Origin of the sequence: Pseudomonas sp. NPDC087185 (assembly GCF_044744955.1) — a bacterium.
In the GTDB taxonomy this organism is placed as follows: domain Bacteria; phylum Pseudomonadota; class Gammaproteobacteria; order Pseudomonadales; family Pseudomonadaceae; genus Aquipseudomonas.
On record NZ_JBIUZK010000002.1, the window covers coordinates 666,588 to 692,364 of the forward strand.

Sequence of the window (25,777 nt, forward strand, 5' to 3'; positions counted from 1 at the left end):
TTGCGCGGCGTCTGTACTGTGCGAAATCCAAAAAAATGCCCGCTCGCGAGGGCCATGACGGCCCCCGCGAGCGGGCTGATCCCGCAACGAATTCAGGCAATGGGAATTCAGGCGAACGCCGGCACCACTTCCTTGATGAACAGCTCGAGCGATTTCTTCTTCTCGGCGTGGGGCAGGCTGTTGTCGCACCAGAAGCTGAACTCGTCGACACCGAGCTCCTGGTAGTACTTGATACGCGCAATGATTTCTTCGGGGGTGCCGATCATGGTGTTCTTGCGGATGTTATCCAGCGCGAAAGCCGGCACTTCGGCGAATTTCGACTCCGGGCTTGGCGCCAGGAAGCCGTTCACCGGCACGGTCTTGTTGCCGAACCAGGCGTCGAAGGTGCGGTAGAAGCGCGAAATGGCCTGGGCGCCGATCTTCCAGCCTTCCGGTTCCGAGGGGCTGTGCACATGGGTGTGGCGCAGCACCATCAGTTGTGGGCGCGGCACATCCGGGTTGTTGTCCAGCGCGGCCTGGAACTTGTTTTTCAGGTCCAGCACCTCTTCGTCGCCCTTCATCAGTGGGGTGACCATGACGTTGCAGCCGTTCTTCACCGCGAAGTTGTGCGAATCCGGGTCGCGGGCCGCGATCCACATCGGCGGCATGCCTTGTTGAACGGGCTTGGGCACGCTGGTGGAGGTCGGGAAATTGTAGATTTCGCCTTCGTGGGCGTAGTCGCCTTCCCACAGTTTGCGTACCGCCGGGACCATCTCGCGCAGGGCCTTGCCGCCGTCGGTGGCCGGCATGCCGTTGGCCATGCGGTCGAACTCGAACTGGTAGGCGCCACGGGCCAGGCCCACTTCCATGCGGCCGTTGCTGATCACGTCGAGCAGGGCGCATTCGCCGGCAACGCGGATCGGGTTCCAGAACGGCGCGATGATGGTGCCGGCGCCCAGGCGGATGGTCTCGGTGCGCGCGGCGAGGTAGGCCAGCAGCGGCATCGGGCTCGGCGAGATGGTGTATTCCATGGCGTGGTGTTCGCCAATCCACACGGTGCTGAAACCGCCGTCTTCGGCCATCAGGGTCAGTTCGGTCAAGTCCTCGAACAGCTGGCGGTGGCTGACCTGTTCATCCCAACGTTCCATGTGCACGAACAACGAAAATTTCATGGGGCTTTCCTCGGAGCTTGAAAGTCTCGCCTGGCGCGCCAGGCGTCAGTAATAAGGCTAGGCGTTTCAGGCGAAGGCGGGCAGGCTGGCCATCTTGCCGCGGCAGTACACCATCGGCCGTGGGGCTTGCTCGGGGACGATCAGGTTGTGCACCTTGCCGACCATGATGGCGTGGTCGCCACCTTCATATTCGCGCCACAGTTCGCATTCGATCACCGCGGTGGCGCCGGCCAGGATAGGGTTGCCCAGTGCGCTCAGGGACCACTCGATGCCGGCGGCCTTGTCCTTGCCCTTTTTCGCGAACGCATAGGCTTCGGCCTGTTGTTCACCGGAGAGCAGGTGAATGGCAAAGCGCTTGTTCTTGATCAGCACGGGATAGGAGTCGGAGCTGTAGTTGGGGCAGAACAGCACCAGCGGCGGGTCCATCGACAGGGACGAAAAGGCACTGGCGGTGAGGCCGACGATCGAGCCGTCGTCGTCCAGGGTGGTGATGACGGTGACGCCGGACGGGAAGGAGCCCAGGACGTGCTTGTAGACGGTTGCGTCGATCATGGCGTGTACCTCGAATGGGGCAGCGGTGGACCGCTTTTTATCGTTGATGTGTCTGATGGTATACCGTAATACTCGATTTGCAAGCGGAATTTTCCACCTCGACGAAATCGCGATGAGCGGCGCAAAGCCGCATGAATAGGGGGCTTGGAGCAAGCATGGGCGTCTGGCTGGCGTTGCTGAACCGGATCAGTTAAAGATTTTCAGGCCGAATCAGTGTTGTCAAAAGTTTGGAATACCATAATATGGTCCGCAGCTGAGAGGCCGCCTAGACGCGGTTTCCTTACAAAGATAAAAACGACCTTTCGAGCTGAAAACCATGTCCCAACCGTCATCGCAACACCAGTTTGTCGAGAATCACACGGTCGATTACGTTCCACCTGCCGAGCGCCATGGGAAGGCGCGCGACCTGTTCACCCTCTGGTTCAGTACCAACATCGCGCCACTGCCCATCGTCACCGGCGCCATGGTAGTCCAGGTGTTTCACCTGAACCTGTTGTGGGGCCTGATCGCTATCGTGCTGGGGCATCTTGTCGGGGGCGTGGTCATCGCCCTGGCCTCTGCGCAGGGACCGCAGCTGGGCATTCCACAGATGGTGCAAAGCCGCGGTCAGTTCGGCCGGTATGGCGCCTTGCTGATCGTGTTCTTCACCGCGCTGATCTATGTCGGCTTCTTCATTTCCAACATCGTCCTGGCGGGCAAGTCGATCCACGGCATCGCCCCGAGCGTGCCGATGCCTACGGCTATCGTCATCGGCGCCCTGAGCGCGACCGCCATCGGGGTGATCGGTTACCGCTTCATTCATAGCCTGAACCGTATCGGGACCTGGGTGATGGGCTCGGCGCTGCTGGCCGGCTTCATCATGATGTTCACCCAGGAGCTGCCAGCCGACTTCTTCAGCCGAGGCGCGTTCAACCTGTCGGGCTTCATCGCCACGGTGTCGCTGGGTACCATCTGGCAGATCAGCTTCTCGCCGTACACCTCGGACTATTCGCGCTACCTGCCTAAAGAAGTCGGGATTGCCAAGCCGTTCTGGGCCACTTACTTCGGCGCCACCCTGGGCACCATCCTGTGCTTCAGCTTTGGTGCGGTGGCTGTGCTGTGCGTGCCAGAAGGCACCGACGCGATGGACGCGGTCAAGCAGGCCACCGGCTGGCTGGGCCCGATCCTGATGGTGCTGTTCCTGCTCAACATCATCAGCCACAACGCCCTCAACCTGTATGGCGCGGTGCTGTCGATCGTCACGGCGATCCAGACCTTCGTCGCCCAATGGACGCCCAGCATCAAAGTGCGGGTGATACTGGCGGCGGTGATCCTGGTGGCATGCGGCATGGTTGCGCTGAACGCTTCGGCGGACTTCATCGGCCACTTCATCGGGCTGATCCTGGCGCTGCTGCTGGTGCTGGTGCCGTGGGCCTCGATCAACCTGATCGACTTCTACCTGATCAAGAAGGGGCAGTACGACATCGCCTCGATCTTCCAGGCGGATGGCGGGATCTACGGGCGCTTCAACCCTCACGCGATCATTGCCTATGCGTGCGGGATCCTGGTGCAGTTGCCGTTTGCCAATACGTCGCTGTATGTGGGGCCGTATTCGAACCTTGTCGAAGGGGCAGACCTGTCGTGGCTGTTCGGCTTGATCGTGACCGTGCCGCTGTATTACTGCCTGGCGACGCGGGGCAAGGCCGAGGGGGCTGTGCGGGCCGTTGGCGTTAACGATTGACCTGAGAAAAGGGGCCGCAAAGCGGCCCCGGCTGTTTCACGTCAAACCTTGAACTGCGCCACCATGCCATTCAAATCAACCGCCAGGCGCGACAAATCCTGCGCCGCCGCACTGGTCTGATTGGCTCCCGCCGAGGTCTGCATCGCCAGATCGCGAATGTTCACCAGGTTGCGGTCCACCTCGCGCGCCACCTGCGCTTGTTCCTCCGATGCACTGGCGATCACCAGGTTGCGCTGGTTGATCGAGGCGATCGCCTCGGCAATCACCTCCAGCGCGTCCCCGGCGCCCTGCGCCACTTGCAGTGTGCCGGTAGCACGCCCCTGGCTGCTGTGCATGGCTGTCACCGCACGCTCGGTACCGTTCTGGATCCCGGCAATCATCTGCTCGATCTCCGCCGTGGATTGCTGGGTGCGGTGGGCAAGGGCGCGTACTTCATCGGCGACCACGGCAAAGCCGCGGCCAGCCTCACCGGCGCGGGCGGCTTCGATGGCGGCGTTGAGTGCCAGCAGGTTGGTCTGCCCGGCGATCGCGCCGATCACGTCGAGCACACGGCTAATCTCGTTGGCATTGTTGGCCAGTTGTTCAATCTCGGCAGAGGTGCCGGTGACGTCATCGACCAGGTGCTGGATCGAGGCCAGCGCCAGGTTGACCTGCTCGCGGCCATCGCGAGTGGTGCGGTCGGCGCCCTGCGAGGCGTCGGCGGTGCTCACCGCGTTGTTGGCCACTTCCTCGACGGCAGCAGTCATCTGGTTGACGGCAGTGGCGGCCTGGTCGATTTCTGCGCTCTGCTGGTGCAGGCCGCGGCTGGTGTCTTCGGTGACGGTGTGCAGTTCTTCCGAGGCCGAAGCCAGCTGGTCGGACGAGGCGGCGATCTTGCGCAGGGTGTCGCGCAGGCTTGCCTGCATGCGGCTCAGGGCGCGCAACAGCAACGCTGGCTCATCACGGCCGGTGACTTGGATATCCTGGGTCAGGTCGCCGGTGGCAACCCGTTCGGCCACGGCCACGGCGTCGGCCAGTGGCACCACGATGCTGCGGGTGAGGGCCGTGGCAATGGCGGCCAGGGCGAGCATGATCACCAACAGCGAACCGATGACTGCTGTGAAGGCTTCGTCGGCCACATCGCTGCTGCGCTGCGAGGCCTGTTCGGCGCCGTTGCCGTTGTAGGTGATCAGCGCGGTCATGGCTTTCATCATGCCGTCGGCGATTTCGGTGAGCGGGCCGGTGATCTGCTGCTTGGCCTCGGCCATGCGCCCGGCAGCGATGTTTTGCAGCACCTGTGCCTGCAGGTCGAGGTACTGTTGATGGGCGGCGTTGAACGTGTTGAACAGGGCACGGTCATCGGCGGCGATGATGGTGGCCTCGTAGTCCTTGAGGCCGCCATCGAGTTGCTCGTTGATGCCTTTGAGCAGGTCGATGTTGCGTAGGCGCTCGCTGGGGCTGTCATCTAGCGCGGCGCGCAGCGTGACGGCGCGGGCACGCCCGAGGTTGGTACTGATTTCACTGAGGGCGACCACGGCAGGCATCCAGGTGACACGGATTTCATCCGTGGCCTCGTCCATCTGCCGGGTTTCATAGAGTGCGATAAGGCCCATGACCAGGACCAGGATGCCCAACAGGGCGAATACGCTTGCCGCGCGAATGCCGATCTTCATCTTCCGTAACTGCATGGAATGCTCCTTGACGGTGGCGTGCAGGCGTCAAGAGCATGGACGGAAGGCCGGGCTACCGGGTTGGTGCCAGGCTCTCGATGCGCTGCGGATTTAAGTGTGTGCCTCACCCTCTTGAATGTATTTTTCTTTCAATGATGCCATATGGCTATCATTGTTGACCAGTCATTCAATGTAACGACTTGTGCTGACAAATCCGTCATAAATTGACGGATCTGTCAGGAAATTGCGCCTAAACGATGGCGATCGCCGGGTCTGCAGCGGCCAGCGCCAAGGCGCGATCAGCAGCGGGCGGGTAGATCCACACCCCGTTGATCTGGCGCTTGAGGTTTTTGCCTTCCTGGCCCTCAAGTTTCAGTTCGCGCTCCCAGCCTTCGCTGAATGCCGCGCCCCAACCACCGAGGTCCAGGCAGGTAACGTACTTGGGTTGGCGGTACACCACCGGCTGCTCGCCGAGCAGGTCGGCCATGGCGTTGTTGCCGCAGTGGCGGCCCATGGGGATGGCGTGCTGGCAGGTCATAAGCGCGTGGTTACCCAGCTCGTCGACGGCGGCCCAGGCCGTGTCGCCGGTGGCGTAGATATGCGCCTGGCCAATCACCTTGAGGTGATCGTCGACCTTGAGGCGGCCAAAGTTGTCACGCTCGCCGGCCACTTGCGCGGTCAGCGGGCTGGCCTTGACGCCGACGGTCCAGATCACGGTTTTGCTGGCGATGTACTCGCCGTTGTCCAGGGTGACGCCACCGCCATCGACGGCGACCACCGAGGTACCGGCCAGCCACTCGACGCCGGCCTGTTCGCAGGCGGCGACAATGGCTGGGGTGATGCCGGCGCCCAACGCGGCGCCAACCTTGGCGCCACGGTCGACTACCCGCACGCGCACCGCCGCATCACCGAGTACCGCGCGCAAACGGGCTGGCATTTCGGTGGCGGTCTCGATGCCGGTAAAACCACCGCCGCACACCACCACGGTGTTGCGTGCGGGGGAGGCGGGCAGGGTAGCCAGGCCTTCCAGGTGTTGCTCAAGGCGCACGGCCGATTCCATCTGGTCGACATCGAAGGTGTGTTCGGCCAGGCCCGGTACTGCCGGGCGCGCCACTTGGCTGCCAGCGGCGAGGATCAGGCGGTCATAGGCGATTTGCTGCGCTTGGCCATTGGCGTCGGTGTAGCTGACGCTGCGCCCATCGCTGTCGATGGCCTGCGCATGGCCTTCGATGAACTGCACGCCCACGGCGTGGAACAGCTCGCCCAGTGGCGCCTTCATGCCGTGCACGTCGGCCTCGTAGAAGCGCGGGCGGATGTGCAGTTCGGGCTGAGGGGCCAGCACGCTGATGCTCAGGTCGTCGCGCTGGGCCTGGTCAAGCAGGCGGGCGGCGCTCAGGGCGCTCCATACACCGGCAAAGCCGGCACCGATGATCAGGATGTTCGATTTCATGAAGGTGCTCCTTGGGTAATGGGGTTTCGGGGGGTTATAGGTGCCCCTCGAGTAACTACGACTTTAGTGGTCGTAGTTTTTGGCGGCAAGCTTTTTTTGCAGCCCGTCACGGTGCAGGGCGCTGCTGAAGCCGCTGAAAAGCGCATGAAATAGGGACTTTAGGCGTGTTTTGGCTGCCTTAGATGTCGACGAGCGGTGCTCTTCAGCTTTGCCAAGGCCCGATGATCAGCGTACTATTTGCGACAAAGTTGGTCGGAGATTGATATGTCGCTCTACAGTGCTGGCGTCGAATACGGCATCCATTGCCTGCTCTACCTCGTGGACGATCGCGGGGACACCCGCGAGTCCAGCGTGCGCGACTTGGCAGAATTGCAGGGCGTGCCGCAGGAGTACCTGGCCAAGGTCTTCACCAAGCTGGCACGCGCCAGGCTGGTGGTCGCCACCGAAGGTGTGCGCGGCGGCTTTCGCCTGGCCCGGCCTTCGGATGAGATCACCGTGCTGGACATCGTCAATGCCATCGACGGGCCGAAGAAGATCTTCGACTGCCGCGAAATCCGCGAGCGCTGCACATTGTTCGAAGGTTCGCCGCCGGGGTGGGCAACCGAGGGCACCTGTGCGATCCATGCCGTGATGCTGGGGGCGCAGAAGCGTATGGAAGAAGCGCTGGCGCAGCAGACCATCCTCGACCTGGCGCGGCGCTTCGGGCGCAAGGCGCCGGTGGAGTTTGGCCAGCAGGTCAATGAGTGGATGGGCGAGCGACGGATCCCGGCGAGTCAGTCGTAAACAGGCAGTAGAACCTCAGCGCCCCTCATGCTGGCGACGATACGCCCCCGGCTGCACCCCCACCGCCTTGGCAAATGCCCGGGTAAACGCCGCCACTGACTGATACCCCACCTGTGCGCCCACTTGCTCGACGGTATTGCCCGCCTGCAGCAGCTGGCAGGCATGGCGCATGCGCAGGGCCAGCAGCACCTGCCCCGGTGACTGCCCGGCCAGTTCGTTGAAACGTTTGAAAAACGCCGAGCGTGAAAGCCCCGTGCACGCCGCCATGCTCTCCAGCGTCCAGGCCTGCCCGGGTTGTTCGATCAATTGTGCCAGCAAGCCGGCGAACGCCGGCTGCCGGGCCAGCGCCACCAGGCCGCCAAGCGGTTGCCCAGCATGCACCTGCTGGCGCAGCACATACAGGAACAGCAAGTGCGTCAGCCGCTCCAGCAAGGTCTGCGAAGGCGCAGGCAGGCGCTTGCACTCTTCCAGGATCAGCCCGAACAGCGCCCGCGCCGCATGCCCGGCAGGCTCGTCGGCGCGCAGCAAAATCCAGTCAGCCAGGCCCTCGACGATCAGTGACGACAGCCCCGGGCGAAAGTGGAAGAACCCGCACACCAGCCCCACGCCATCGCCAGCATGGGCATCCAGCGCCTGCATCACCTGGCGCGGCTGGGCGCAGGCGCTCACCGGGTCCTGGTCGCTAGACAACCGGTAAGCCAGATCGCGCAGCAAAAACACCGCATCGCCGGCTTCCAGGCGCACGGCCTGCGCCTCCCCGTCGATGTGCAGCCAGCAATGCCCCTGTACCACCAGGTGAAAACTGGCCCGCCCCAGGCCCTGGGTGCTGGCGTGCCAGCCACCGCAATAGCGGCCCACGTGGAACAGGCTGGCGTCAAGCTCAAGGCCTTCTAATAACCAATCGACAAGATGGCTGGATGAAATCATCTAATGCAAAGACTCAGGAGCAAGGAAAGGCGACTGATGAATATGGAGGGTAACGCTTATAACCAACAGACTCTATGGACACCCCTCAAAGGAGTCCACTCCATGTCCTCGCGCATCACGCTACACACGCTTCAGAGCGCCCCGGAAGCGGCCCGCCCGTTCCTCGAAAACGCCCAGAAGAACTCAGGCTTCATCCCCAACCTGCTCGGCGTGCTGGCCAATGCCCCGGCGGCGCTGGAAACCTACGTGACGGTGTCGGGCCTGAACGGCAAGGCCGAACTGACCCTGGCCGAGCGCGAAGTGGTGCAGCTGATTGCCGCCACCCAGCACGGTTGCGACTTTTGCGTGGCCGGCCACACCGCCGTAGCGCTGAACAAGGCCAAGCTGCCGCAGGACGTGGTCGATGCCCTGCGCGCCCGTGGTGAACTGCCGCACGCCCGCTACGAGGCCCTGGCCGCGTTTGCCCGCGAAGTCATCGCCACCCGCGGCAATGTCAGCGAAGCCACGTACCAGGCGTTTCGCGAGGCCGGTTTCACCGAGGGCAACGCGTTGGAAGTGATTCTCGGCGTCAGCCTCGCAACCCTGTGCAACTTTGCTAATGTGTTCGCCCAGACGCCGCTCAACGACGAGCTGAGCAAGTACCGCTGGCAGCCTGCGTAATCCGCACTTGGCGCCGCGGCGCGTGCTTTTCAAAAGGAGTAGGGACATGCTTGATGCTGCATTTGCGCAGTGGCTGGATGCCAATGCCGAAGCAATCGACCAGGGCCAGTGCGACCCGCACCGGGTGCTGGCGCACCTCGCCGAGTCGCAGTTGCTGCGCGTTGGGGTCGACCCGGCACTCGGTGGCAGCGGCGGCGAAGTGACCGACGCGGTCGAAGCCATTGCTGCCATCGCCCGCCATTCACTGGCCGCGGCGTTCGTCTGCTGGGGCCAGCGCGCCTTCATCGAATACCTGTTGCAAAGCCCCAACCAGGCCCTGCGCGAGCGCTTGATGCCTGGCCTGCTGAACGGCGAACTGGCCGGCGCCACAGGGCTTTCCAACGCCATGAAATTCCTCTCCGGCATCGAGGCGTTGCAGGTGCGCGGCCGCCCGCAAGCGGATGGCTGGTCGCTCGACGGCCGCCTGCACTGGGTGACCAACCTGCGCAAGAGCGGTTTCGTGGTGGCCGCGGCCATCGAGGACGACGCCGGCGGTGCGCCGTTCGTGCTAGCGATCCCTTCCGCTGCGCAGGGGCTGGAGCGCTCCGACGACCTGCAACTGATGGGGCTGCAATCGAGCAACACGGCCGCGCTGGCGTTCCATCAGGTCGAGCTCAAACGCGAGTGGCTGCTGCACGAAAACGCCCGCGAGTTCCTGCCCAAGGTGCGCCCGGCGTTCCTGGCGTTGCAGTGCGGCATGGCCATCGGCCTGGCGCGCCGTGCGCTGGACGAGGTTGAGGGGCACATGAACGGGCGCATCGCGTTCCTCGAAGAAGCCCGCCAGGTGCTCAAGGAACGCCTGGAGAACACCGTGGCGGAGCTCAAGCAAGGCCTGCTCGAAGGGCGCTTCCTCAGCCAGCCGGCAGCGCTGTTCAAGCTGCGCATCACCCTCGCAGAAAGCGCCGCCGACGCCGTGCAACTGGAGCTGCAGGCCAGTGGGGGCAAGGCTTATCTGGACGAATTCGGTGCGGGCTTCGCGCGGCGCTGGCGAGAGTCGGCGTTCGTGCCGATCGTCACCCCGAGCCTGGTGCAACTGCGCGCCGAATTGCACCGCCAGGCGGCCAACGCATGAGCCCAGTGTTGCTCGAAGCCCGTGACATCAGCCTGGGCTACCCGCGCGATGGCGGTTGGCAGGAGGTGCTGGCGCGCTTCGACCTGCAACTGGCACCCGGGGAGGTGGTGACCCTCCTTGGCCCCAGCGGTGTCGGCAAGTCCAGCCTGCTGCGCGTGCTGGCGGGCCTACAGCAACCCCGTGGCGGCAGCGTGAGCCTGCACGGCGAACCCTTGCAGGGCCCGCATCCACGCCTGGCGGTGGCCTTTCAGGACCCGAGCCTGTTGCCCTGGCTGAGCCTGGAAAAGAACGTCGCCTTTGGCCTGGATTTCGCCCGCCAACCCACGCTGGCTGCAGCCGAGCGCCGCGCGCGCATCGACCATGCGATCAGCGCCGTGGGCCTGGCCCATGCTCGCAGTCACTACCCGGCGCAGCTGTCCGGCGGCATGGCCCAGCGCACCGCGCTGGCCCGCTGCCTGGCGCGGCAACCCGAGGTGCTGCTGCTCGACGAGCCCTTCGGCGCGCTGGATGAGGTGACCCGCGCCGACATGCAGCAACTGCTGCTTCAGTTGATCGCCACGCACAACACCGCCGCGGTACTGATCACCCACGATATCGACGAAGCCTTGCTGTTGTCCGACCGCGTACTGCTACTGGGTGACCACCCAGCGCACATCCTCGGCCAATGGCACATCGACCTGCCGCAACCACGGGCGCAGCGGGTCGAGGAGCTGGGCGCGCTGCGTATCGACATCCTCAAGACCCTTCGGCGGGCAAGCCGCACAGTCGAACCTTCCCCCACCTCGTTGCCCTCGGAGGCTGTCCATGTGCATGGATGACTGCTGTTCCTCTTCTTCGCGTCGCGATTTCCTCAAGCTTAGCGCCATGCTCACCGCCGCCGGTGCCTTGCCGCTGCTGTCGAGCCTGCAGGCGCGCGCCGCTGCCGAGCCGGACGCACCGGTACGCATTGGTTACCTGCCGATCACCGACGCCACGCCGTTGCTGGTGGCGCACAACAACGGCCTGTTCGAAGCCGAAGGCATCAAGGCCGAGCGGCCGGTGCTGCTGCGCAGCTGGGCACAGGTGATCGAGGCGTTCATTTCCGGCCAGGTCAACGTCATCCATTTGCTGTCGCCGATGACCGTGTGGGCGCGTTATGCCAGCAAGGTGCCGGCCAAGGTGGTGGCGTGGAACCACGTCGGGGGCTCGGGCCTGACCGTCGCGCCGGGCATCAGCGACATGCAACAGCTGGGCGGCAAGACCGTGGCCATCCCGTTCTGGTACTCGATCCACAATGTGGTGCTGCAGCAGATGCTCAACGACAACGGCCTCACGCCCGTGTCCAAGCCTGCCAATGCGCCGTTGGCTGCCAACGAGGTCAACCTGTTGGTGCTGCCACCATCGGACATGCCGCCGGCCCTGGCCAGCAAACGCATTGCCGGCTACATCGTCGCCGAACCGTTCAACGCCCTGGCCGAGAACCTCAAGGTCGGCCGCGTGCAGCGCTTTACCGGCGATGTGTGGCGCAACCACGCCTGCTGTGTGGTGTTCATGCACGAACACGACCTGAACAACCGCCCCGAGTGGTCGCAGAAGGTGGTCAACGCCATCGTCAAGGCCCAGCACTGGACCCGCGACCACCGTGCCGAAGCGGCAGCGCTGCTGTCCAAGGCCGGCCCGAACAAATACACCCCGCACGAGCCGGCGGTGCTGGCCAAGGTCCTGGCCCCGGCTGCCGAGGATCGCGCCGGCTACATCGCCAGCGGTGCCATCCAGCACCAGCAGTGGGACGAGAAACGCATCGACTTCCAGCCATACCCGTTCCCCAGCTACACCGAAGAGCTGGTCAAGCGTTTGAAGGGCACCCTGATCGAAGGCGAGAGCGGGTTCCTTGCCGGCCTGGACCCGGCGCAAACTGCCCGCGACCTGGTCGACGACCGCTTCGTGCGCAACGCCATTGCCGCGGTCGGTGGCCCGTCGGTGTTCGGCATCGCTGACACCTTCGAGCGTAGCGAGGAGTTCGCGGTCTGATGCTCAAGCACGTTGTTCATGCCGGCCTTGGCTTGTTGGGGTTACTGGGGTTGCTGCTGCTGTGGTGGGCCGGGGTGCGGCTGTTCGGCGAGGCCGATGGCCTGTCGGCGCGTTTCTCGCCACAGGCAACCCTGGGCAGTCTGGCCGAGCTGCTGGGGCAGGGCGAGGTCTACGGGCACGCCTGGGTCAGCCTCAAGCGCATTCTTGTCGGCCTGTTGCTGGCCTTGTTGATCGGCGTGCCGCTGGGCCTGCTGGTGGGCAGCTATCGGCACCTGGAAGCGGCGACCACGCCGGCCTTCCAGTTCCTGCGGATGATCTCGCCGTTGTCGTGGATGCCGGTGGTGGTGATGCTGATGGGGGTGGGCGACCAGCCGATCTACTTCCTGCTGGCGTTTGCCGCGTTGTGGCCGATCCTGCTCAATACCGCTGCGGGCGTGCGCCAGCTCGACCCGCGCTGGCTGCAATTGAGCCGCAGCCTGAGTGCCACGCGCTGGGAAACCTTGTGCAAGGTGATCATTCCCGGGGTGATCGGCCATGTGCTGACCGGCGTGCGCCTGGCCATCGGCATCCTGTGGATCGTGCTGGTGCCGTGCGAGATGTTGGGGGTGAGTGCCGGGCTTGGGTATTTCATTCTCGATACCCGTGACCGGCTGGCTTACTCGGAGCTGATGGCAATGGTGCTGCTGATCGGTGTGCTGGGGTTCATGCTCGATGCCCTGGCGCGTGGGTTGCATCGGCGCTGGGTGCATGCCTGAAGGCCAATGCGGCCGCTTCGCGGGGCAAGCCCGCGAAGGGCCCTCCGATCAATGCACTGTCTTGCGCTGCCTCACACATTCGAGCGCCAGTTTTGCCCGCTCATCCAGCCACTCATCCCGCTGCCGCTCAGCCTCGATCATCGCATCCTCGCCCTGCTGGTTGAGCAGGTAGGTATGAATCTGATGCACCTCGGTGGTCTGGTAGATCGGCGCGATATCCAGCCGCCCGATCAGCGCACCGCTGGCCTGCCCGGTGCTGCTCATCAGCACCTGCGGCCCACTGGCCGCCACCACCTGCATCCCCCTTGCCTCGAACCACGGTACCCGGTTGGCGAACGCGTTCAGCTCGACGCTGGCAAAACGCGCCTGCACATCCGCCAGCAAGGCGCTGCCGACACCCTGGCGGCGATGCTCGGGCACCACGGCAAGGAACGCCAGGGCACAGGCCTGTGGGTTGTCCTGGGCCGGTAGCGTCAGGGCGAAGCCAAGCAGTTGGTCCGGCGCATCGGCGTTAAGCGCCAGGGTCAGCTGCACGGCCAGCCCGCGGGTGCCGTCCATGGCCTGCAGGTATTGATGCACCTCCATGCCGAACCCGTACTGGTACAGCGGGTACAACGGGTTGTCGGCACGAATGGCGACGCTGCTCAGTTCGCCAACATGGTGGATCACCAGTTCGCGGAGCTGGTTCTGGAAGGATTCGGGCGGCACGCTGTCGAGGCGGCTCAGGATGAACATCGGTGGACGGGCTCCGGCTGCGGTTAGATCACCCCGCGCCGGGTTGGCGCGGGGTTGCACAGTCTAAACCCTTTTTGCCGAGTCAGCCTTGCGCCTGTATAGCCGCGAGCATCAGGTCGAGGTTTTGCACGGCCGCACCTGAGGCACCCTTGCCCAGGTTGTCGAACACAGCCGTGAGCAGCACCTGGCCGTGCTCCGGGTTTGCGTACAGCGCCAGGCGCAGGTCGTTGCTGTCGTTCAGTGCTTCGGGGTCGAGCGGGGTGGCTGGGCCGTGCTGATGCAGCGGCATGACCTGAACATGGCGTGCGCCCTGGTAGTGGCGCTCCAGGCACGCCTGCAGCTGTTCGGCGCTGGGCTGGCCAGGCAGCAGGCGCATTTGCAGCGGGATGCTCAGGACGATGCCCTGGCGATAGGCCGCATAGCCGGGCATGAAGATTGGCCGGGCCGAAAGGCCTGCATGCTGCTGGATTTCCGGCACGTGCTTGTGGGCCAGTTCCAGGCCGTACAGCTGCAGGGTCGGCACCTGTTGCGCGTCGTGCTGCTCATGCCGCTCGACCGCCGCGCGGCCACCCCCGGAATAGCCCGATATGGCATGGATGCTCAGCGGGTAGTCGGCCGGCAGCAGGCCGGCCTTGATCAGCGGGTGCAGCAGGGCGATGGCGCCGGTGGGGTAGCAGCCTGGGTTGCTGACGCGCTTGGCCTGGGCGATCCGTTCGGCCTGCTGCGCGTCCAACTCCGGCAGGCCGTACACCCACCCAGGCGTGGTGCGGTGCGCGGAGCTTGCATCGATCACCCGCACCGCCGGGTTGTGGATGGCCGCCACGACCTCGCGGGCGGCATCGTCGGGCAGGCATAGCAGGGCGATGTCGGCGCTGTTGATCGCCTCGCGGCGGCGCTGCGGGTCCTTGCGTTCGGCTTCGGGCAGGGTCAGCAGGCGCAGGTCGTCACGCCCGTGCAGGCGCGCATGGATCTGCAGGCCGGTGGTGCCTTGGTCGCCATCGATGAAGACAACAGGGGTTTGCATGGTGAGGGTCCGATCAAGGGAAGGTGGCTTATGTTCGCGTGTGGCGCTTATAAAGGAAATTTGAATATGATGACGCTTTGATTCAGTTTTACTGAACAACATCCAGCAGGAACCACCGATGCGCGAAATCAGCCTCGACCGCCTCCGCACCCTGGTGGTCATCACCGACCTGGGCTCATTCGCCGAGGCCGCCCGCCAATTGAACCTCGCCCCCCCGACCATCAGCCTGCACGTGGCCGAACTGGAAGCGCGGGTGGGTGCGCCGCTGCTCACCCGCAACCGCAACCAGGTGCGCCCGACGGCCATCGGCGAAACGTTGCTCGCACGTGCGCGCCGCTTGCTGGCCGATGCCGACCTGGCCCTGGACGAAGTGCGCCGGCAAGTTGAAGGCCTGACCGGGCGGGTGCGCCTGGGTGCCTCGACCGGGGCCATCGCGCACTTGTTACCCAAGGCACTGGAACACTTACGCGTCGCCCACCCCGGCATCGATGTGCAGGTGCAGGTGCTGACCTCGCAAGCGTCTCTGGCGCGGTTGCGTGAAGGTGCGCTGGACATCGGCCTGGTGGCCTTGCCGCAGGTGGCGGGCAAGGGCGTCAAGGTTACCCCCTGGCGGCGTGACCCGATCCTGGCCTACGTCCCGGCCGACTGGCAGCCACCGGCCAGGGTTACCCCAGCCTGGCTCGGGCAGCGGGCGCTGATCCTCAATGACAGCAGCACCCAGCTGTCGCGGGTGACCGGTGAATGGTTCGCCGCGGCCGGGTTGTACCCCGAGCCGCGGATCGAACTGAACTACAACGATGCGATCAAGAGCCTGGTGGGCGCCGGCTATGGCGCTACCTTGCTGCCCCAGGAAGGCGAGATGGCCGAACTGGACCGGCGCATTGCCCGCCGGCCCTTGCGGCCGGGGTTGTGGCGGCAATTGGGGATTGCCTGCAGGGAAGGGCAGACCGAACGGGCCACCGGGTTCGTGCTGGAAGCGTTGGAGCGGTTGCGTCAGTAAGCGTGCTCAGCCGCGTTCTCGCTGCCTCACCGCGGTCACTGTCTCGCCGCCGACCCCCCAGTTATCCGTCGGCACTTCCTCGATCACCACAAAGGTGCTGGCCGGCGGTTTGCCCAGCACCTGCTGCAGCAACTGCGTGGTGCCTTCGATCAACAGGCGTTTGTGCTCGGCGCTGACCCCTTCGTCGGTCACGCGAATGTGGACATAAGGCATGCGTGTTCGCTCCTCTGCTCAGTGCCAGGTGCCGGCGGTGCTGCCGCCATCGACGGGCAGGATGACGCCGCTGACGAAGCGCGCATCGGTCAGGTACAGCACAGCGTCCACTACATCTTGCGGCGAGCCGGTGCGGCCGCTTGGCGACAGCGCGCCCAGGCCTTCGACATTCCCGCTGTGCAGCGGCGTGTCGATGATCCCTGGCGCCACCGCATTGACCTGCACACCGCTGGCGGCCAATTCCAGTGCCAGGCCTTTGACCGCTTGGTTCAGCCCACCCTTGACCAGCACCGGCAACAGCGCCGGCACGCGGGTATCCGGCTGCAGGGCAATGGACGCGGTAATCGCGATGATGTGCCCATGGCCCTGTTCGGCCATGATCCGCGCCGCAGCCTGGGCCGGGTAGAAGAAGCCCTTGAGGTTGGTGCCGACCAGGGCGTCGACATCGGCCTCGGTGTACTCGGTGACCGGTCTTGGAATGAAGATCCCGGCATTGTTGACCAGGATGTCGACCCCATCGAAGGCCTCGACGGCCGCAGCGAACAGCCGGCGGGCGGTGTCGGCCTCGGCGATGTCTCCCGCTACACCAACAAAGCGCAGTGGTTGACCGAGGCGGGCGGCGGCCTGGTCCAGGCGCGCCTGGCTGCGGGCGTTGCCGACGACGTTGTCGCCCCGTTCGAGGAAGGCCTCGGCGAGGGCGAAGCCCAGGCCGCTGGAGGCCCCGGTGATGATGACGGTTCTTGGCTGGGTCATGCTTGCGTTCTCCAGAAGGTGAGCCGGCGGCTCGTGGTGGAAGCCACTGTAGGCTGCAATGCATGCTTGAAAAATGTGCTGGATGGCATTTGAATGGATACATCATGTAATCAATCGAGCTGCCATGCCCCGCCATTTCGATGACCTCCAATTGGGCAGCCTGGAACTGTTCTGCCAGGCCGCCGACAGCGGCAGCTTCACCGCCGCCGCCAGCGAGGCAGGCGTGACCCCGGCGGCCGTAAGCCGCAGCGTGGCGCGCCTGGAAGAACGCCTGGGTGTACGCCTGTTCGTGCGCACCACTCGGCAGATGCGTCTTTCCGAAGCAGGGCAGGCCTATTACCAGCAATGTCGCCAGGCACTCGGGCAACTGGTCGAGGCCGAGCGCCAGGTCACGGGCGGGCAGGCCGCGCCCAGCGGCCGCCTGCGCATCAGCGCGCCCACGCCTTATGCCCATCACCGCTTGTTGCCGCTGCTACCGCGTTTTCGCCAACGTTACCCGCAAGTCCAGGTGGACGTGCATGTCAGCAATCGCAACGTCGATTTTGCCGAGGAACACTTCGACCTCGCCATCCGCGGCCGCGAGCCTGCGGACTCACGCCTGGTGGCGCGGCGCCTGGAAAATGCCGAGCTGGTCGTGGTGGCAACGCCTGACTACCTGGCGCGCAGGGGCACGCCACAGGTGCCGGAAGACCTGGCCGGGCATGAGTGCATCCAGTTCGAGCTGGCCAGTACTGGGCGCCGCCCGCCGTGGAGCTTTCAGCGTGATGGCCGGCAGATAGACGTGGACACCCAGGGCGGCTTCACCTGCCTGGGCGATTTCCTCGCCACCGCGACCCTGGTGCGCCATGGCGGCGGCCTGATGCAGGCCTATCGCTTCACCGTGCAGGACGCGCTGGCCAGCGGCGAGCTGGTAGAAGTGCTGGACGACTACGGTGGCACTTCGCGCCCGTTCATGCTGATCTACCCCCAGACGCGGCACATGCCGCAGCGGGTGCGGGTGTTTATCGACTTTCTGTTCGCCGAGGGCGCACGATTACCGGGTTGAGTCGAGGCGCTGGGGCGTCTGGCCGACTATGCTGATGGCTGCGTCAAGCCAATGCCTCTCGATGACCCTTCCGATTTCCCAGGAGACCGCTCCATGAAATCCATCGCACTGCTGGTGATTGCTTCTGTGTTGAGTGTTGCCGCGCACGCGGACCCTGCGAGCAACTGTGCAGCCAAGATCAAGGAACTGGAAGATTTCCACAAGGCCAGTGGCCAGGCAATGCATGGCGGCATGGCCCATGACTTCAAGGTGCACCTGCAGAATGCCAAGGACGCCCAGAAGGCGGGTGACATGACCCAATGCCAGTCATCGGCGGACCAGGCCAAGACTATCTATAACAAGGCCCGCAGCAAGTAAGCATCCGCTGTGCCGGCCTCTTCTCGCGACGGTAGCGAAGGGGCCGGTACAGGCGCTGAAAACCTCAGAACCAGCGGTCGTTCTTCTTCCGCCCACGGGTCAGCGCCGGCAGGATCAGCCCCATCAGCAGCCCCGCCCCGGCGATGCTGCCGCCATAGACCATGTAGCGCATCATCACCTGCTTGTTCTCGTCACCCAGGCGCGCCTGGGTATCGCGCAGGGTCGACTGGGTCTGGTCGAGCTGTTCGTTGAGCGCCTTGTTGCGAGCTTCCAGTTCGTCGACCAGGTGCTTGCGTGAATCGAGAGTTTCCTGCATGCCCTGCACGCGGTTCTTCCAGCTGTCGTCGATGGTCTTGAGCTGCCCGGACAGCTCCGCCACCTGCGCGTCGAGTTGCGGCAGGCGTTCATTCTGGCCCGGCACCGACTGCAGGTCGCTGGAGAGGATCCACACGAGGTCGCCGTTCTGCCCACGTACCTGGCTGTAGTTGCCCTGGCTGCCGATCAGCGTCAACTTTTGCCCCGACTTCAAGGTGCCGACGATGCGGTGGCCGTCGGTCGGCCCGCTGCGCACGTAGGTACTCAGGCTGTCACTGACCCAGCGCGCATCGCTGGCCGGCTCTTCGGCATGCACGGGGGCGGCGAGGGCTACCAGGGCGGCGATCAGGCTGCCGCGCAGGGCAGGGAGGGCGAGGGAGGCTGGGCGGGATTCAGGCATGTGGGGTCTTCGCTGCAACAGGAAAAATAGGCCCATGGACGGGGGGCCGGCGAACTGGTCGTTGAAATGACCGTCAGCCAAAGACCGCATTTTTGTAGGCAGGTTCACTGCTTAGTGCGGGAATTGTCTGCAGGATGTTGCAGGGCACTTCGTTGAAGCGCCCAGGCAATTGGCTGTGATCAGCGCTCAGGCTGCGGCACGATGGCCAGCGCATCCGGCTCCGGGCCGACATTCCAGCGTGCCTTTTCGCTCCAGCTGGCGGTATCGATCACCGCTACCTGGTCACCGCCGCTGATCGCCACGTACGCCCGCTTGCCATCCGGCGAGACCACCGCACCGATCGGCAACGCCTCGGCACCGAGCAGGGTCTCACGGTATTCGGCACCTTCCTGCGCCAGGCCAATGCGCTTGATTTCACGCTTGGCTGCCACGTCGATCACCGCCAGCTCCGCCGACTTGGCACAGGTCACCAGCGCGTACTTGCCGTCGGGTGTCATGGCGATGCGAATCGGGAAGCCGCCGGTGCGGATACGGTCGGTGACCTCCAAGCGTTTGGCATCGACGATCACCACCTCATCGTCTTTATTGTTGCTGACCCACACCTGGGTGCCGGTCGGCGCGACGGCAATACCTTCACTGCCGTTACCGGTAGGGATGTCGGCAATCTTCTTCTTGTGGAGCAAGTCGACCACCGACAACGTGCCTGAATCCATATGGGTGACATAGGCGCGCTCGGCACCGGGCGACAGCGCAACCATGTGCGGCTTGCCGCCGCCGACGTCGATACGGTCGAGTGCCTTGCCCTGAGCCAGGTCGACGATCAGCAGGCGTTCGCTGTCCTCAGTAGTCACTACCACACGTTGGCTGTCCGGCAGGAAGCGAATGCCGTGGGGGCGCGAATCCTTGCCCAGGTCGATGGTGCGTACCACTGTGCGTGACGGCCAATCGATCACGCTCAGGCTGTTGTTCGCCGTGCCTTTCGCACCATAGTTGCCGACCACCGCCAACTGGCCGTTGCTGGCCACCACCACCTCGTGCGGGCCGGTGCCCACAGGCAGGCGCACCAGTTCTTTGCCGTTGCTGATATCCAGTGCCGAAACGCTGGCGTCGGCCTTGTTGCCCACGAGCAGCACATCGGCGGCCAGCGCTGGGGCGGTGCAAGCCAGCAGTGCGCTGGCCAGGGCCAGGCGGCGAAGGTGCGGGATCATCGGGTTGAGAGGGAAGGGCATGTCCAGTCTCCTTTGGTTTGCAGTCCATGTTGCATGCTCAAAGGCTGTGACCGGGCCGCGCTTGCAAGAGTTCGAATCATGTGCCCATCCGGGTTCTATCAGGCGTTTGCGGCGCCCGTTCCGGGGCGCGGCAACTGCTCGATATAGTCGGCAATCTTGCGTCGCATGCCATGATCGCCCTGTTGCAACAGCAGGCTGAATGCCGGAGGCCGTGCGGCTTTGGCGCCGTCGATGGCATAGCGCTCGATCAATAGGGCAATTTTTTCACCGCCCAGGTAGTCGTTGCACAGCCTTTCGACCTGTTCGACAGTGAGGTGCTACAGCTTCGCTTCGAAGTCCGACAAACCTGAATCCCCCTGTGTGAAGCCGGTAACGACGCACCCTGAAGATGATCGTGCCTGTCAGCGGGCTCTGTGAAGTTGGCGGGGGGTGGATTTTTCTCTGTTGTGTGTAGTCCTTTTCTGATTGGTGCGATGCAGGGGCTAGACTCAAGGGTCTCTGCTCATCCACGGAGCCCCGTCATGACTGCCAAGAACACAATCTGCCTGTGGTTCGACCACGATGCCGAGGAAGCGGCCAACTTCTATGCCCGTACCTTCCCCGACAGCAGGGTGGTCGCCGTGCACCAGGCACCGAGCGACTACCCGTCGGGCAAGGCAGGTGACGTGATCACTGTCGAGTTCACCGTCATGGGCATCCCTTGCGTGGGCCTCAATGGCGGCAACGCGTTCAGCCATAGCGAGGCGTTTTCATTCCAGGTCAGCACCGAAGACCAGGCCGAAACCGATCGGCTGTGGCACGCCGTGGTCAGCAACGGTGGCCAGGAAAGCGTCTGCGGCTGGTGCAAGGACAAGTGGGGGATCTCCTGGCAAATCTGCCCGCGCATTCTCATCGAGGCCATCGCCAACCCGGACCGGGCGGCGGCCAAGCGCGCGTTCGAGGCCATGCTGGGTATGGTCAAGATCGACGTGGCGGTGATCGAGGCGGCATTGCGCGGTTGACCGAGGGCGTCGACGTCGCGTTCGGGCATTGTGTTGGCGGATTCGTGGACGCTGGCTGGCCGGTGATGAGGCAGCACCAGACATGGCGCCACAGTGCCAGGCTGACCGATTACCCGTTCGAGGACAGCTTCTTGCGTGATTAACGGGTTGAGGTCGCCTGGGTCAACCGAATGATCTGCCGGGCACAGAAGGCCCCCGTCAGGATCACCCCAAACAGCCGCAACGTCTGCATCGCCAGCACCAACCCGACATCGGCATGGGTTTCCACTGCGATGATCGCCATGGCATCCAGCCCTCCCGGGCTGGTCGCCAGGTACATCGACAGGAAGTCCGTGCCCATGGCCAGGGCCAGCACCCAGGCGCACGCCGCACACAGCACGATCAACGCAACGGCCCCGGCAATCATGGTCGGCAGGCGTTTCCACACATAGCGCACGGTCTGGCGGTCAAAGCGCAGGCCGATGTAGCAGCCAATGGCGCCGTAGGCCACCGCCAGCAGCGGCTCGGGCAGGCTGATCGTCAGCAACCCGCTCAACTGCAGCGCGCCACCGAGCAACAGAGGCATCAACAGGGCGCCTGCGGGCATGCGGCTGCCGGCCACGATGCCGAGCACTACCACGCCCAGGCTGAGCAACGTGTCGGGCAGGTGCGGGCCTTGCATGACCGCCGGCGCGTTGGCCGCAGCGCCTGGGCCCGGTGTGGCGCCGAGCAGGTGGCTGACCAGCGAGCCGATCATCACCACGCACACCACCCGCACATACTGCATGGTCGCCACCACCCTGGCGTCGGCGCCGTTTTCCTCGGCCATCGAGACCATGGCCGAGGCGGCGCCCGGCGCGGTGCCCCAGGCGGCGGTACTGCCGGGAATGCCACCGAAACGTACAGTGCCGAGGCCGACGATGGCGCTCAGGGCAACGGTGATGAACGTGGCCACCAGCATCAGGTGCCAGGACTGCGCCATCGACACCAGCACCGCCCAGGTCACCGAATGGGCGACCAGCAGGCCGACGCAGCCCTGGCCGAAGCGGAACACCTGGCGGTGCAGGGGCAGGCGCGCACCGCAGACGGCAAACACGATGGCCACCAGCATCGGGCCTAGGAACAACCCGGCCGGTACCGCCAGGGCATGCAGCAACTGGCCGAAGCCACCGGCGCAGGTCAACAGCGCGAGCCATTGGAAGAGGGTTCTGGAAGAGCCTGATAGGGCGGTCTGCAACGGGGATACTCCTTGCGCAGCGATAACGCGGGCTGGCAACGCCAGCGCAGAAAATTATCGACTGGGCAACCGATCAAGTCTATTTTCTACTTTTGATGAATCCATAACTGAAATTCATGAATCATGGACCTGCGCGACCTCACTTATTTTGAAACCATCGCCGAACTCGGCCACCTGGGCCGCGCCGCAGAAAAGCTCAACCGCAGCCAGCCGGCGCTGACCAAAAGTATTCAACGGCTTGAAGCATCGCTGGGGACCCGGCTGTTCCAGCGTGATGGCCGGCGCATCAAGCTCACCGATGTGGGCAAGCTGCTGCTGGCACGGGGCAGGCAACTGCAGCTGAACATCGCCGAAACCGAACGCGAGGTGCGCGACTTCGCCAACGGGCTGGTTGGCAATATTCGCCTGGGCTGCGCGGCGAGCATGGCCGACCACCTGCTGCCGCACCTGACTGCCGCCTTGCTGGCGCGGGCGCCGGAAGTGACCCTGAAACTGTCCATCGCCCAGGACGATGTGCTCAAGGAGTCGCTGAGGGCAGGTCGGCTGGATGTGATCATTTCGCCGCAGGTCGCCGTCGACGCGGAGTTCACCACCTACCCGATCCTCGAGGATGAAGCGATCGTGGTGGCCAGTGCCGAACACCCGGTATTCGCCGGGCCTGTCTCGCTGCAGGACCTCTGCCAGTACCGCTGGGTGCTGGCGGGGCCGACGGTGACCGCCCGGCGCTGGCTCGACAATGTATTCATCGCCCATCAGTTGCCTGCGCCGCAGGTTCAGATCGAGACCAATGCGATTTCGTTGCTGCCGCGGTTGATCGCCCGCACTCAGTTGCTCAGCTTTGCCGCGCGGGAAACCCTGGAGCATGGGTTGGGCATGTCGTGGTTGCGCGAGGTGCCCTTGCGGGAAACCACCATGCGCAGGACCGTGGCGGTTTCAGTGCGCACCGAGGGTTATCTGTCACCTGCGGCGCAGGCGTTGGTGGCGTTGCTCAAAGACAAGGGCAGCAGCTTTTTCGAGCGCGATTGAACGGCGAACAACGCAGACCATTTGGGCCTAGCGCCCGCGCCGACGCGATACCCGCGCCTCGATGTTCTTGCGGCCGATCAGCAGCGGCGGTTTTTCCACCACCGGCTCGTCGGCCAGCCACTTGTACATCACCAGGCAGTCCACCAGGCCCAGGCGGGCGTGGCGATAAGCCTTGGGCAGGCGCCCGACGGTCTCGAAACCGAGCGTGTGCCACAGGGCCACGGCCACTTCATTGCTGGCCACCACCGAGTTGAACTGCAATGCCAGGAAGCCTTCCTGGCGCGCCAGTTTCTGCGAATGCTCGCACATCAGCCGGGCCACCCCACGGCCACGGGCGGCCTCGCTGACCATGTAGCCGCAATTGCCGACATGGGCGCCGGGGCCTGCGGCGTTGGCCTTGAGGTAATAAGACCCCAGCAACTCGCCGTCTGCCTCGGCCACCAGCGTGCGCAGTGGCAGCTCCAGCCACAATTGGCGGGCCTGCTCGAAGCTCATTGCAGGGTCGTAGGCGTAGGTTTCGCGGGCCTGGGCGATGGCCTGGAAGGTGGGCCAGAAACGCTCGAAATCGTCGGGCGTCATGGGGCGGATGTGGATCATGGCGGTACCTGCTATGGCTAGGCCGCCAAGTCTGGGTGGCGCGGCGCTGTCGCGCAAGGGCGGCAACACCGCGTTGGCTCAGCCGTTGGCCTTGCCGACGGCGTCCAGGGCGCGGGCGGAGTAGACCAGCGCGGCGCCGGCATTCATCGCCACCGCCACACCCAGGGCTTCGGCGATTTCCTCACGGGTGGCGCCGTGCTTGACCGCCTGCTGCGAGTGCACCGCGATACAGCCGTCGCAACGGGTGGTGACAGCCACGGCCAGGGAGATCAGTTCGCGGGTCTTGGCGTCCAGGTGGTTGGTCTTGGCACCGGCACCGCTGGCGGTCATGTAACCGGCCACGGTGTCGGGGGACAACTGCTTGAGATCACCGATGCCGGCCATCAACTGCTTACGGTAGGCGTCCCAGTCCATCATGCTCATCGTCTTCACCTTGGGGAGGTTGCGAGTGGAGCTATCAGGCTAGTCGAAGTTGTGGGTGTCTGTGCGGGCCTCAGATATAGATGAACACCAACACCAACGCCGCCACCACCAGCCACTTCTCCAGGTAGTAACGCATGCGGTTGCGCTTTTTCAGTGCCTTGCCACGTTCACGGATCTTGTAGATCCGGGTGAACAAGCGGTTGATGCCGCCGGTCTTGTCGTTGGCATTGTTCGGTGCGGCTGCGGCGGCCATCACGTTGCGGCTGAACCAGCGGTTGAACGCAGTGGCCCAGCGGTACTTCAGCGGGCGCTCGATGTCGCAGAACAGGATGATGCGATTGTGCTCGGTGGTGTTGGCGGCGTAGTGGATGTAGGTCTCGTCGAACACCACCGCCTCACCGTCACGCCATGAGTACTTTTCGCCGTCCACATCGATGTAGCAGCCATCGTCATTCGGCGTGTCCAGGCCCAGGTGGTAGCGGTAGGAGCCAGCGTACGGGTCGCGGTGACGCACCAGCTTCGCCCCCGGTGGCAGGGTGGCGAACATGGCGGCCTTGATCGAGCCGATGCCCTGCAGCAGTTCGGTGGTGCGCGGGCACAGGTTCATCGCCGACGGGTGGCTCTCGCCGTACCACTTCAGGTAGAAGCGCTTCCAGCCGGTCTTGAAGAACGAGTTGAAACCGACGTCGTCATAGTTATCGGACTTCTTGATCTCGCCCACATGCAGCAACTTTTGACCTTCCTCGCGGATTTCCTGCCAATGGTCCTTGAGCGGCTGCAGCTCGGGGAACGCCTCGACCGGCAGGTAGGGCTTGGCCGGGTGCTTGGAGAACAGGTAAAGGAAGCTGTTGACCGGGGCCAGGAAGCTGGAGTGGTCGCCCAACTGGCGGGTCAGCTTGTGACGTACCCTACCGCGCAGGTGAACATAGGCGATCGAAAGGGCGAAGATCAGTACGAGTGCAATTTTCATGGACGATTACTTGTCGAAAAATGGCCATGCGCCATGGCATAAGCCCGCCAGCATAAACAATCATGGGGGTAGTTTGTACATATTGTTACGTGAATTCCGGGCGACTTAGGTGTAATGCCCTACAGGTTGCGCAAACGTTTAAGGTTAAGGAGCACCCATGGTCCAGGATATCCGCCCCAGTGGCGCCCCCTTCAAACGGCTGTTTTTTGCGTTGCCGGTGAGCGATGCCCAGCGCCGTGCTATCGCCCAGTGGCGGCGTGGCCTTGCGCTGCGCAGCGGCAAGCCGGTGCCCAGCGAGAACTTCCACCTGACCTTGCTGTTTCTCGGTGACGTGGATGCAGCGCAAGTGCCGGCCATCTGCGCAGCAGTGGACAACCTGGCCCGCCCCGATGCGCCGTTGCGCTTGCTGCTCGATCAACTGAAGGTATGGCAGCGTGCCAACGTGCTCGTGCTCGAACCCCAGGAAGCACCCGCCGCGTTGCGCCAACTGGTGTATGGGCTGCAGCAGGCGCTGCTGCCCATGGGCTTTGCCGAACAGGCCCGCGAGTACCGACCGCACCTGACCCTGTCACGCGAGTTTCGCGGCCAGCCGCCAGAGGCGAGTGAGGCGCCGGACTTCTTCGTGACGGCCCGGCACTTCACGCTTTACGAATCACGCAAAGGCCAGTACTGGCCACTGGCGCAATGGCCGTTGACGGCCTGACC

Annotated in this window: 29 protein-coding genes; 13 read left to right on the top strand and 16 right to left on the bottom strand. The window is 64.3% G+C overall.

Translation table 11 applies throughout. The features are described 5' to 3' along the window. Positions 1–107: 107 nt before the first annotated feature. Positions 108–1,151: an LLM class flavin-dependent oxidoreductase gene (locus tag ACIPIJ_RS08565; RefSeq protein WP_401074914.1), complete on the bottom strand. Its 1,044-nt coding sequence runs from the start codon at positions 1,149–1,151 to the stop codon at positions 108–110. Between the two features lie 66 nt (positions 1,152–1,217). Continuing rightward, complete coding sequence (locus ACIPIJ_RS08570) at positions 1,218–1,703, bottom strand: flavin reductase family protein (RefSeq protein ID WP_401074916.1); 486 nt, start codon at positions 1,701–1,703, stop codon at positions 1,218–1,220. A gap of 316 nt (positions 1,704–2,019) precedes the next feature. Between ACIPIJ_RS08570 and ACIPIJ_RS08575 the strand changes: the two genes are divergently transcribed. Further along, positions 2,020–3,423, top strand: a complete 1,404-nt coding sequence (locus tag ACIPIJ_RS08575; protein ID WP_401074918.1) for a purine-cytosine permease family protein — start codon at positions 2,020–2,022, stop codon at positions 3,421–3,423. A 41-nt stretch (positions 3,424–3,464) separates the two neighbouring features. Here ACIPIJ_RS08575 and ACIPIJ_RS08580 read toward each other — a convergent pair whose 3' ends face one another. Together ACIPIJ_RS08580 and ACIPIJ_RS08585 are read right to left on the bottom strand one after the other, a co-directional pair. Next, positions 3,465–5,090, bottom strand: coding sequence for a methyl-accepting chemotaxis protein (locus ACIPIJ_RS08580; protein ID WP_401074919.1), 1,626 nt, complete (start codon positions 5,088–5,090; stop codon positions 3,465–3,467). A gap of 232 nt (positions 5,091–5,322) precedes the next feature. Then, complete coding sequence (locus tag ACIPIJ_RS08585) at positions 5,323–6,522, bottom strand: NAD(P)/FAD-dependent oxidoreductase (protein WP_401074920.1); 1,200 nt, start codon at positions 6,520–6,522, stop codon at positions 5,323–5,325. Positions 6,523–6,786: 264 nt separating this feature from the next. Here ACIPIJ_RS08585 and ACIPIJ_RS08590 point away from each other — a divergent pair, with 264 nt between their 5' ends. Next, the gene (locus tag ACIPIJ_RS08590) at positions 6,787–7,305 is read left to right on the top strand and encodes an RrF2 family transcriptional regulator (RefSeq protein WP_401074922.1); all 519 of its coding nucleotides are present in this window, start codon (positions 6,787–6,789) and stop codon (positions 7,303–7,305) included. A gap of 15 nt (positions 7,306–7,320) precedes the next feature. Here the strand turns inward: ACIPIJ_RS08590 and ACIPIJ_RS08595 are convergent, their stop codons facing one another. Beyond that, positions 7,321–8,232, bottom strand: a complete 912-nt coding sequence (locus ACIPIJ_RS08595) for an AraC family transcriptional regulator (RefSeq protein ID WP_401074924.1) — start codon at positions 8,230–8,232, stop codon at positions 7,321–7,323. A 102-nt stretch (positions 8,233–8,334) separates the two neighbouring features. On the opposite strand from ACIPIJ_RS08595, the gene ACIPIJ_RS08600 reads away from it, so the two are divergent. The 5 genes from ACIPIJ_RS08600 to ACIPIJ_RS08620 are packed head-to-tail and all read left to right on the top strand — an operon-like array spanning position 8,335 to position 12,768. After that, complete coding sequence (locus ACIPIJ_RS08600; RefSeq protein ID WP_401074926.1) at positions 8,335–8,892, top strand: carboxymuconolactone decarboxylase family protein; 558 nt, start codon at positions 8,335–8,337, stop codon at positions 8,890–8,892. 46 nt (positions 8,893–8,938) lie between these two features. Next, a complete protein-coding gene (locus ACIPIJ_RS08605; protein WP_401074928.1) occupies positions 8,939–10,003 on the top strand; it encodes an acyl-CoA dehydrogenase family protein in 1,065 nt (354 codons plus the stop codon). Then, positions 10,000–10,821, top strand: a complete 822-nt coding sequence (locus ACIPIJ_RS08610) for an ABC transporter ATP-binding protein (protein ID WP_401074929.1) — start codon at positions 10,000–10,002, stop codon at positions 10,819–10,821. The genes ACIPIJ_RS08605 and ACIPIJ_RS08610 overlap by 4 nt, the downstream gene beginning before the upstream one ends. Further along, the gene (locus ACIPIJ_RS08615; RefSeq protein WP_401074931.1) at positions 10,808–12,013 is read left to right on the top strand and encodes an ABC transporter substrate-binding protein; all 1,206 of its coding nucleotides are present in this window, start codon (positions 10,808–10,810) and stop codon (positions 12,011–12,013) included. The genes ACIPIJ_RS08610 and ACIPIJ_RS08615 overlap by 14 nt, the downstream gene beginning before the upstream one ends. Then, entirely contained in the window at positions 12,013–12,768 is a 756-nt protein-coding gene (locus ACIPIJ_RS08620) for an ABC transporter permease (RefSeq protein ID WP_401074932.1), read from the top strand. Before ACIPIJ_RS08615 ends, ACIPIJ_RS08620 begins: the two co-directional genes overlap by 1 nt. 48 nt (positions 12,769–12,816) lie before the next feature. Here the strand turns inward: ACIPIJ_RS08620 and ACIPIJ_RS08625 are convergent, their stop codons facing one another. Both ACIPIJ_RS08625 and argC read right to left on the bottom strand, forming a co-directional pair. Beyond that, complete coding sequence (locus ACIPIJ_RS08625) at positions 12,817–13,503, bottom strand: GNAT family N-acetyltransferase (protein ID WP_401074934.1); 687 nt, start codon at positions 13,501–13,503, stop codon at positions 12,817–12,819. 82 nt (positions 13,504–13,585) lie between these two features. Further along, positions 13,586–14,527 (bottom strand): N-acetyl-gamma-glutamyl-phosphate reductase, encoded by a 942-nt coding sequence (gene argC, locus ACIPIJ_RS08630; RefSeq protein WP_401074937.1) that lies wholly within the window; start codon positions 14,525–14,527, stop codon positions 13,586–13,588. 118 nt (positions 14,528–14,645) lie between these two features. Here argC and ACIPIJ_RS08635 point away from each other — a divergent pair, with 118 nt between their 5' ends. Beyond that, the gene (locus ACIPIJ_RS08635; protein ID WP_401074939.1) at positions 14,646–15,527 is read left to right on the top strand and encodes a LysR family transcriptional regulator; all 882 of its coding nucleotides are present in this window, start codon (positions 14,646–14,648) and stop codon (positions 15,525–15,527) included. A gap of 6 nt (positions 15,528–15,533) precedes the next feature. Here ACIPIJ_RS08635 and ACIPIJ_RS08640 read toward each other — a convergent pair whose 3' ends face one another. Both ACIPIJ_RS08640 and ACIPIJ_RS08645 read right to left on the bottom strand, forming a co-directional pair. After that, positions 15,534–15,740 carry a 4-oxalocrotonate tautomerase family protein gene (locus tag ACIPIJ_RS08640; RefSeq protein ID WP_401074942.1) on the bottom strand — a complete coding sequence of 69 codons (207 nt, stop codon included), beginning with the start codon at positions 15,738–15,740 and terminating at the stop codon, positions 15,534–15,536. An 18-nt stretch (positions 15,741–15,758) separates the two neighbouring features. Beyond that, a complete protein-coding gene (locus ACIPIJ_RS08645) occupies positions 15,759–16,493 on the bottom strand; it encodes an SDR family NAD(P)-dependent oxidoreductase (RefSeq protein ID WP_401074944.1) in 735 nt (244 codons plus the stop codon). Between the two features lie 124 nt (positions 16,494–16,617). Between ACIPIJ_RS08645 and ACIPIJ_RS08650 the strand changes: the two genes are divergently transcribed. Both ACIPIJ_RS08650 and ACIPIJ_RS08655 read left to right on the top strand, forming a co-directional pair. Then, positions 16,618–17,538, top strand: a complete 921-nt coding sequence (locus ACIPIJ_RS08650) for a LysR family transcriptional regulator (RefSeq protein WP_401074947.1) — start codon at positions 16,618–16,620, stop codon at positions 17,536–17,538. Between the two features lie 93 nt (positions 17,539–17,631). Next, on the top strand, positions 17,632–17,895 hold the full coding sequence (locus tag ACIPIJ_RS08655; protein ID WP_401074949.1) for a hypothetical protein: 264 nt from the start codon (positions 17,632–17,634) through the stop codon (positions 17,893–17,895). 64 nt (positions 17,896–17,959) lie between these two features. Here ACIPIJ_RS08655 and ACIPIJ_RS08660 read toward each other — a convergent pair whose 3' ends face one another. The 3 genes from ACIPIJ_RS08660 to ACIPIJ_RS08670 all read right to left on the bottom strand — a co-directional run bounded on the left by ACIPIJ_RS08660 (position 17,960) and on the right by ACIPIJ_RS08670 (position 20,090). After that, a complete protein-coding gene (locus tag ACIPIJ_RS08660; RefSeq protein ID WP_401074952.1) occupies positions 17,960–18,610 on the bottom strand; it encodes a TIGR04211 family SH3 domain-containing protein in 651 nt (216 codons plus the stop codon). Positions 18,611–18,789: 179 nt separating this feature from the next. Further along, positions 18,790–19,839, bottom strand: a complete 1,050-nt coding sequence (locus ACIPIJ_RS08665) for a cytochrome D1 domain-containing protein (protein WP_401074954.1) — start codon at positions 19,837–19,839, stop codon at positions 18,790–18,792. A 98-nt stretch (positions 19,840–19,937) separates the two neighbouring features. Further along, positions 19,938–20,090 carry a hypothetical protein gene (locus ACIPIJ_RS08670; protein ID WP_401074956.1) on the bottom strand — a complete coding sequence of 51 codons (153 nt, stop codon included), beginning with the start codon at positions 20,088–20,090 and terminating at the stop codon, positions 19,938–19,940. Positions 20,091–20,360: 270 nt separating this feature from the next. On the opposite strand from ACIPIJ_RS08670, the gene ACIPIJ_RS08675 reads away from it, so the two are divergent. Further along, positions 20,361–20,840 carry a VOC family protein gene (locus tag ACIPIJ_RS08675; protein WP_401074959.1) on the top strand — a complete coding sequence of 160 codons (480 nt, stop codon included), beginning with the start codon at positions 20,361–20,363 and terminating at the stop codon, positions 20,838–20,840. Positions 20,841–20,979: 139 nt separating this feature from the next. Here ACIPIJ_RS08675 and ACIPIJ_RS08680 read toward each other — a convergent pair whose 3' ends face one another. Further along, positions 20,980–22,056 carry an AbrB family transcriptional regulator gene (locus tag ACIPIJ_RS08680; RefSeq protein ID WP_401074961.1) on the bottom strand — a complete coding sequence of 359 codons (1,077 nt, stop codon included), beginning with the start codon at positions 22,054–22,056 and terminating at the stop codon, positions 20,980–20,982. A 123-nt stretch (positions 22,057–22,179) separates the two neighbouring features. On the opposite strand from ACIPIJ_RS08680, the gene ACIPIJ_RS08685 reads away from it, so the two are divergent. After that, positions 22,180–23,082, top strand: coding sequence for a LysR family transcriptional regulator (locus ACIPIJ_RS08685; RefSeq protein ID WP_401074964.1), 903 nt, complete (start codon positions 22,180–22,182; stop codon positions 23,080–23,082). Between the two features lie 27 nt (positions 23,083–23,109). Here the strand turns inward: ACIPIJ_RS08685 and ACIPIJ_RS08690 are convergent, their stop codons facing one another. The 3 genes from ACIPIJ_RS08690 to lpxO all read right to left on the bottom strand — a co-directional run bounded on the left by ACIPIJ_RS08690 (position 23,110) and on the right by lpxO (position 25,072). Beyond that, entirely contained in the window at positions 23,110–23,679 is a 570-nt protein-coding gene (locus tag ACIPIJ_RS08690; protein WP_401074967.1) for a GNAT family N-acetyltransferase, read from the bottom strand. 78 nt (positions 23,680–23,757) lie between these two features. Then, positions 23,758–24,102 (bottom strand): carboxymuconolactone decarboxylase family protein, encoded by a 345-nt coding sequence (locus ACIPIJ_RS08695; RefSeq protein WP_054886376.1) that lies wholly within the window; start codon positions 24,100–24,102, stop codon positions 23,758–23,760. A gap of 70 nt (positions 24,103–24,172) precedes the next feature. Then, positions 24,173–25,072 carry a lipid A hydroxylase LpxO gene (gene lpxO, locus ACIPIJ_RS08700; protein WP_401074971.1) on the bottom strand — a complete coding sequence of 300 codons (900 nt, stop codon included), beginning with the start codon at positions 25,070–25,072 and terminating at the stop codon, positions 24,173–24,175. 157 nt (positions 25,073–25,229) lie between these two features. On the opposite strand from lpxO, the gene thpR reads away from it, so the two are divergent. After that, positions 25,230–25,775: an RNA 2',3'-cyclic phosphodiesterase gene (thpR, locus tag ACIPIJ_RS08705; protein ID WP_401074974.1), complete on the top strand. Its 546-nt coding sequence runs from the start codon at positions 25,230–25,232 to the stop codon at positions 25,773–25,775. The last annotated feature ends 2 nt before the right edge of the window (positions 25,776–25,777 follow it).

What these genes read in the sequence shown, in the direction of transcription:
- ACIPIJ_RS08565 (WP_401074914.1), bottom strand. Translation starts at nt 1,151, where the DNA reads ATGAAATTTTCGTTGTTCGTGCACATGGAACGTTGGGATGAACAGGTC.
- ACIPIJ_RS08570 (WP_401074916.1), bottom strand. Translation starts at nt 1,703, where the DNA reads ATGATCGACGCAACCGTCTACAAGCACGTCCTGGGCTCCTTCCCGTCC.
- ACIPIJ_RS08575 (WP_401074918.1), top strand. Translation starts at nt 2,020, where the DNA reads ATGTCCCAACCGTCATCGCAACACCAGTTTGTCGAGAATCACACGGTC.
- ACIPIJ_RS08580 (WP_401074919.1), bottom strand. Translation starts at nt 5,090, where the DNA reads ATGCAGTTACGGAAGATGAAGATCGGCATTCGCGCGGCAAGCGTATTC.
- ACIPIJ_RS08585 (WP_401074920.1), bottom strand. Translation starts at nt 6,522, where the DNA reads ATGAAATCGAACATCCTGATCATCGGTGCCGGCTTTGCCGGTGTATGG.
- ACIPIJ_RS08590 (WP_401074922.1), top strand. Translation starts at nt 6,787, where the DNA reads ATGTCGCTCTACAGTGCTGGCGTCGAATACGGCATCCATTGCCTGCTC.
- ACIPIJ_RS08595 (WP_401074924.1), bottom strand. Translation starts at nt 8,232, where the DNA reads ATGATTTCATCCAGCCATCTTGTCGATTGGTTATTAGAAGGCCTTGAG.
- ACIPIJ_RS08600 (WP_401074926.1), top strand. Translation starts at nt 8,335, where the DNA reads ATGTCCTCGCGCATCACGCTACACACGCTTCAGAGCGCCCCGGAAGCG.
- ACIPIJ_RS08605 (WP_401074928.1), top strand. Translation starts at nt 8,939, where the DNA reads ATGCTTGATGCTGCATTTGCGCAGTGGCTGGATGCCAATGCCGAAGCA.
- ACIPIJ_RS08610 (WP_401074929.1), top strand. Translation starts at nt 10,000, where the DNA reads ATGAGCCCAGTGTTGCTCGAAGCCCGTGACATCAGCCTGGGCTACCCG.
- ACIPIJ_RS08615 (WP_401074931.1), top strand. Translation starts at nt 10,808, where the DNA reads ATGTGCATGGATGACTGCTGTTCCTCTTCTTCGCGTCGCGATTTCCTC.
- ACIPIJ_RS08620 (WP_401074932.1), top strand. Translation starts at nt 12,013, where the DNA reads ATGCTCAAGCACGTTGTTCATGCCGGCCTTGGCTTGTTGGGGTTACTG.
- ACIPIJ_RS08625 (WP_401074934.1), bottom strand. Translation starts at nt 13,503, where the DNA reads ATGTTCATCCTGAGCCGCCTCGACAGCGTGCCGCCCGAATCCTTCCAG.
- argC (WP_401074937.1), bottom strand. Translation starts at nt 14,527, where the DNA reads ATGCAAACCCCTGTTGTCTTCATCGATGGCGACCAAGGCACCACCGGC.
- ACIPIJ_RS08635 (WP_401074939.1), top strand. Translation starts at nt 14,646, where the DNA reads ATGCGCGAAATCAGCCTCGACCGCCTCCGCACCCTGGTGGTCATCACC.
- ACIPIJ_RS08640 (WP_401074942.1), bottom strand. Translation starts at nt 15,740, where the DNA reads ATGCCTTATGTCCACATTCGCGTGACCGACGAAGGGGTCAGCGCCGAG.
- ACIPIJ_RS08645 (WP_401074944.1), bottom strand. Translation starts at nt 16,493, where the DNA reads ATGACCCAGCCAAGAACCGTCATCATCACCGGGGCCTCCAGCGGCCTG.
- ACIPIJ_RS08650 (WP_401074947.1), top strand. Translation starts at nt 16,618, where the DNA reads ATGCCCCGCCATTTCGATGACCTCCAATTGGGCAGCCTGGAACTGTTC.
- ACIPIJ_RS08655 (WP_401074949.1), top strand. Translation starts at nt 17,632, where the DNA reads ATGAAATCCATCGCACTGCTGGTGATTGCTTCTGTGTTGAGTGTTGCC.
- ACIPIJ_RS08660 (WP_401074952.1), bottom strand. Translation starts at nt 18,610, where the DNA reads ATGCCTGAATCCCGCCCAGCCTCCCTCGCCCTCCCTGCCCTGCGCGGC.
- ACIPIJ_RS08665 (WP_401074954.1), bottom strand. Translation starts at nt 19,839, where the DNA reads ATGCCCTTCCCTCTCAACCCGATGATCCCGCACCTTCGCCGCCTGGCC.
- ACIPIJ_RS08675 (WP_401074959.1), top strand. Translation starts at nt 20,361, where the DNA reads ATGACTGCCAAGAACACAATCTGCCTGTGGTTCGACCACGATGCCGAG.
- ACIPIJ_RS08685 (WP_401074964.1), top strand. Translation starts at nt 22,180, where the DNA reads ATGGACCTGCGCGACCTCACTTATTTTGAAACCATCGCCGAACTCGGC.
- ACIPIJ_RS08690 (WP_401074967.1), bottom strand. Translation starts at nt 23,679, where the DNA reads ATGATCCACATCCGCCCCATGACGCCCGACGATTTCGAGCGTTTCTGG.
- ACIPIJ_RS08695 (WP_054886376.1), bottom strand. Translation starts at nt 24,102, where the DNA reads ATGAGCATGATGGACTGGGACGCCTACCGTAAGCAGTTGATGGCCGGC.
- lpxO (WP_401074971.1), bottom strand. Translation starts at nt 25,072, where the DNA reads ATGAAAATTGCACTCGTACTGATCTTCGCCCTTTCGATCGCCTATGTT.
- thpR (WP_401074974.1), top strand. Translation starts at nt 25,230, where the DNA reads ATGGTCCAGGATATCCGCCCCAGTGGCGCCCCCTTCAAACGGCTGTTT.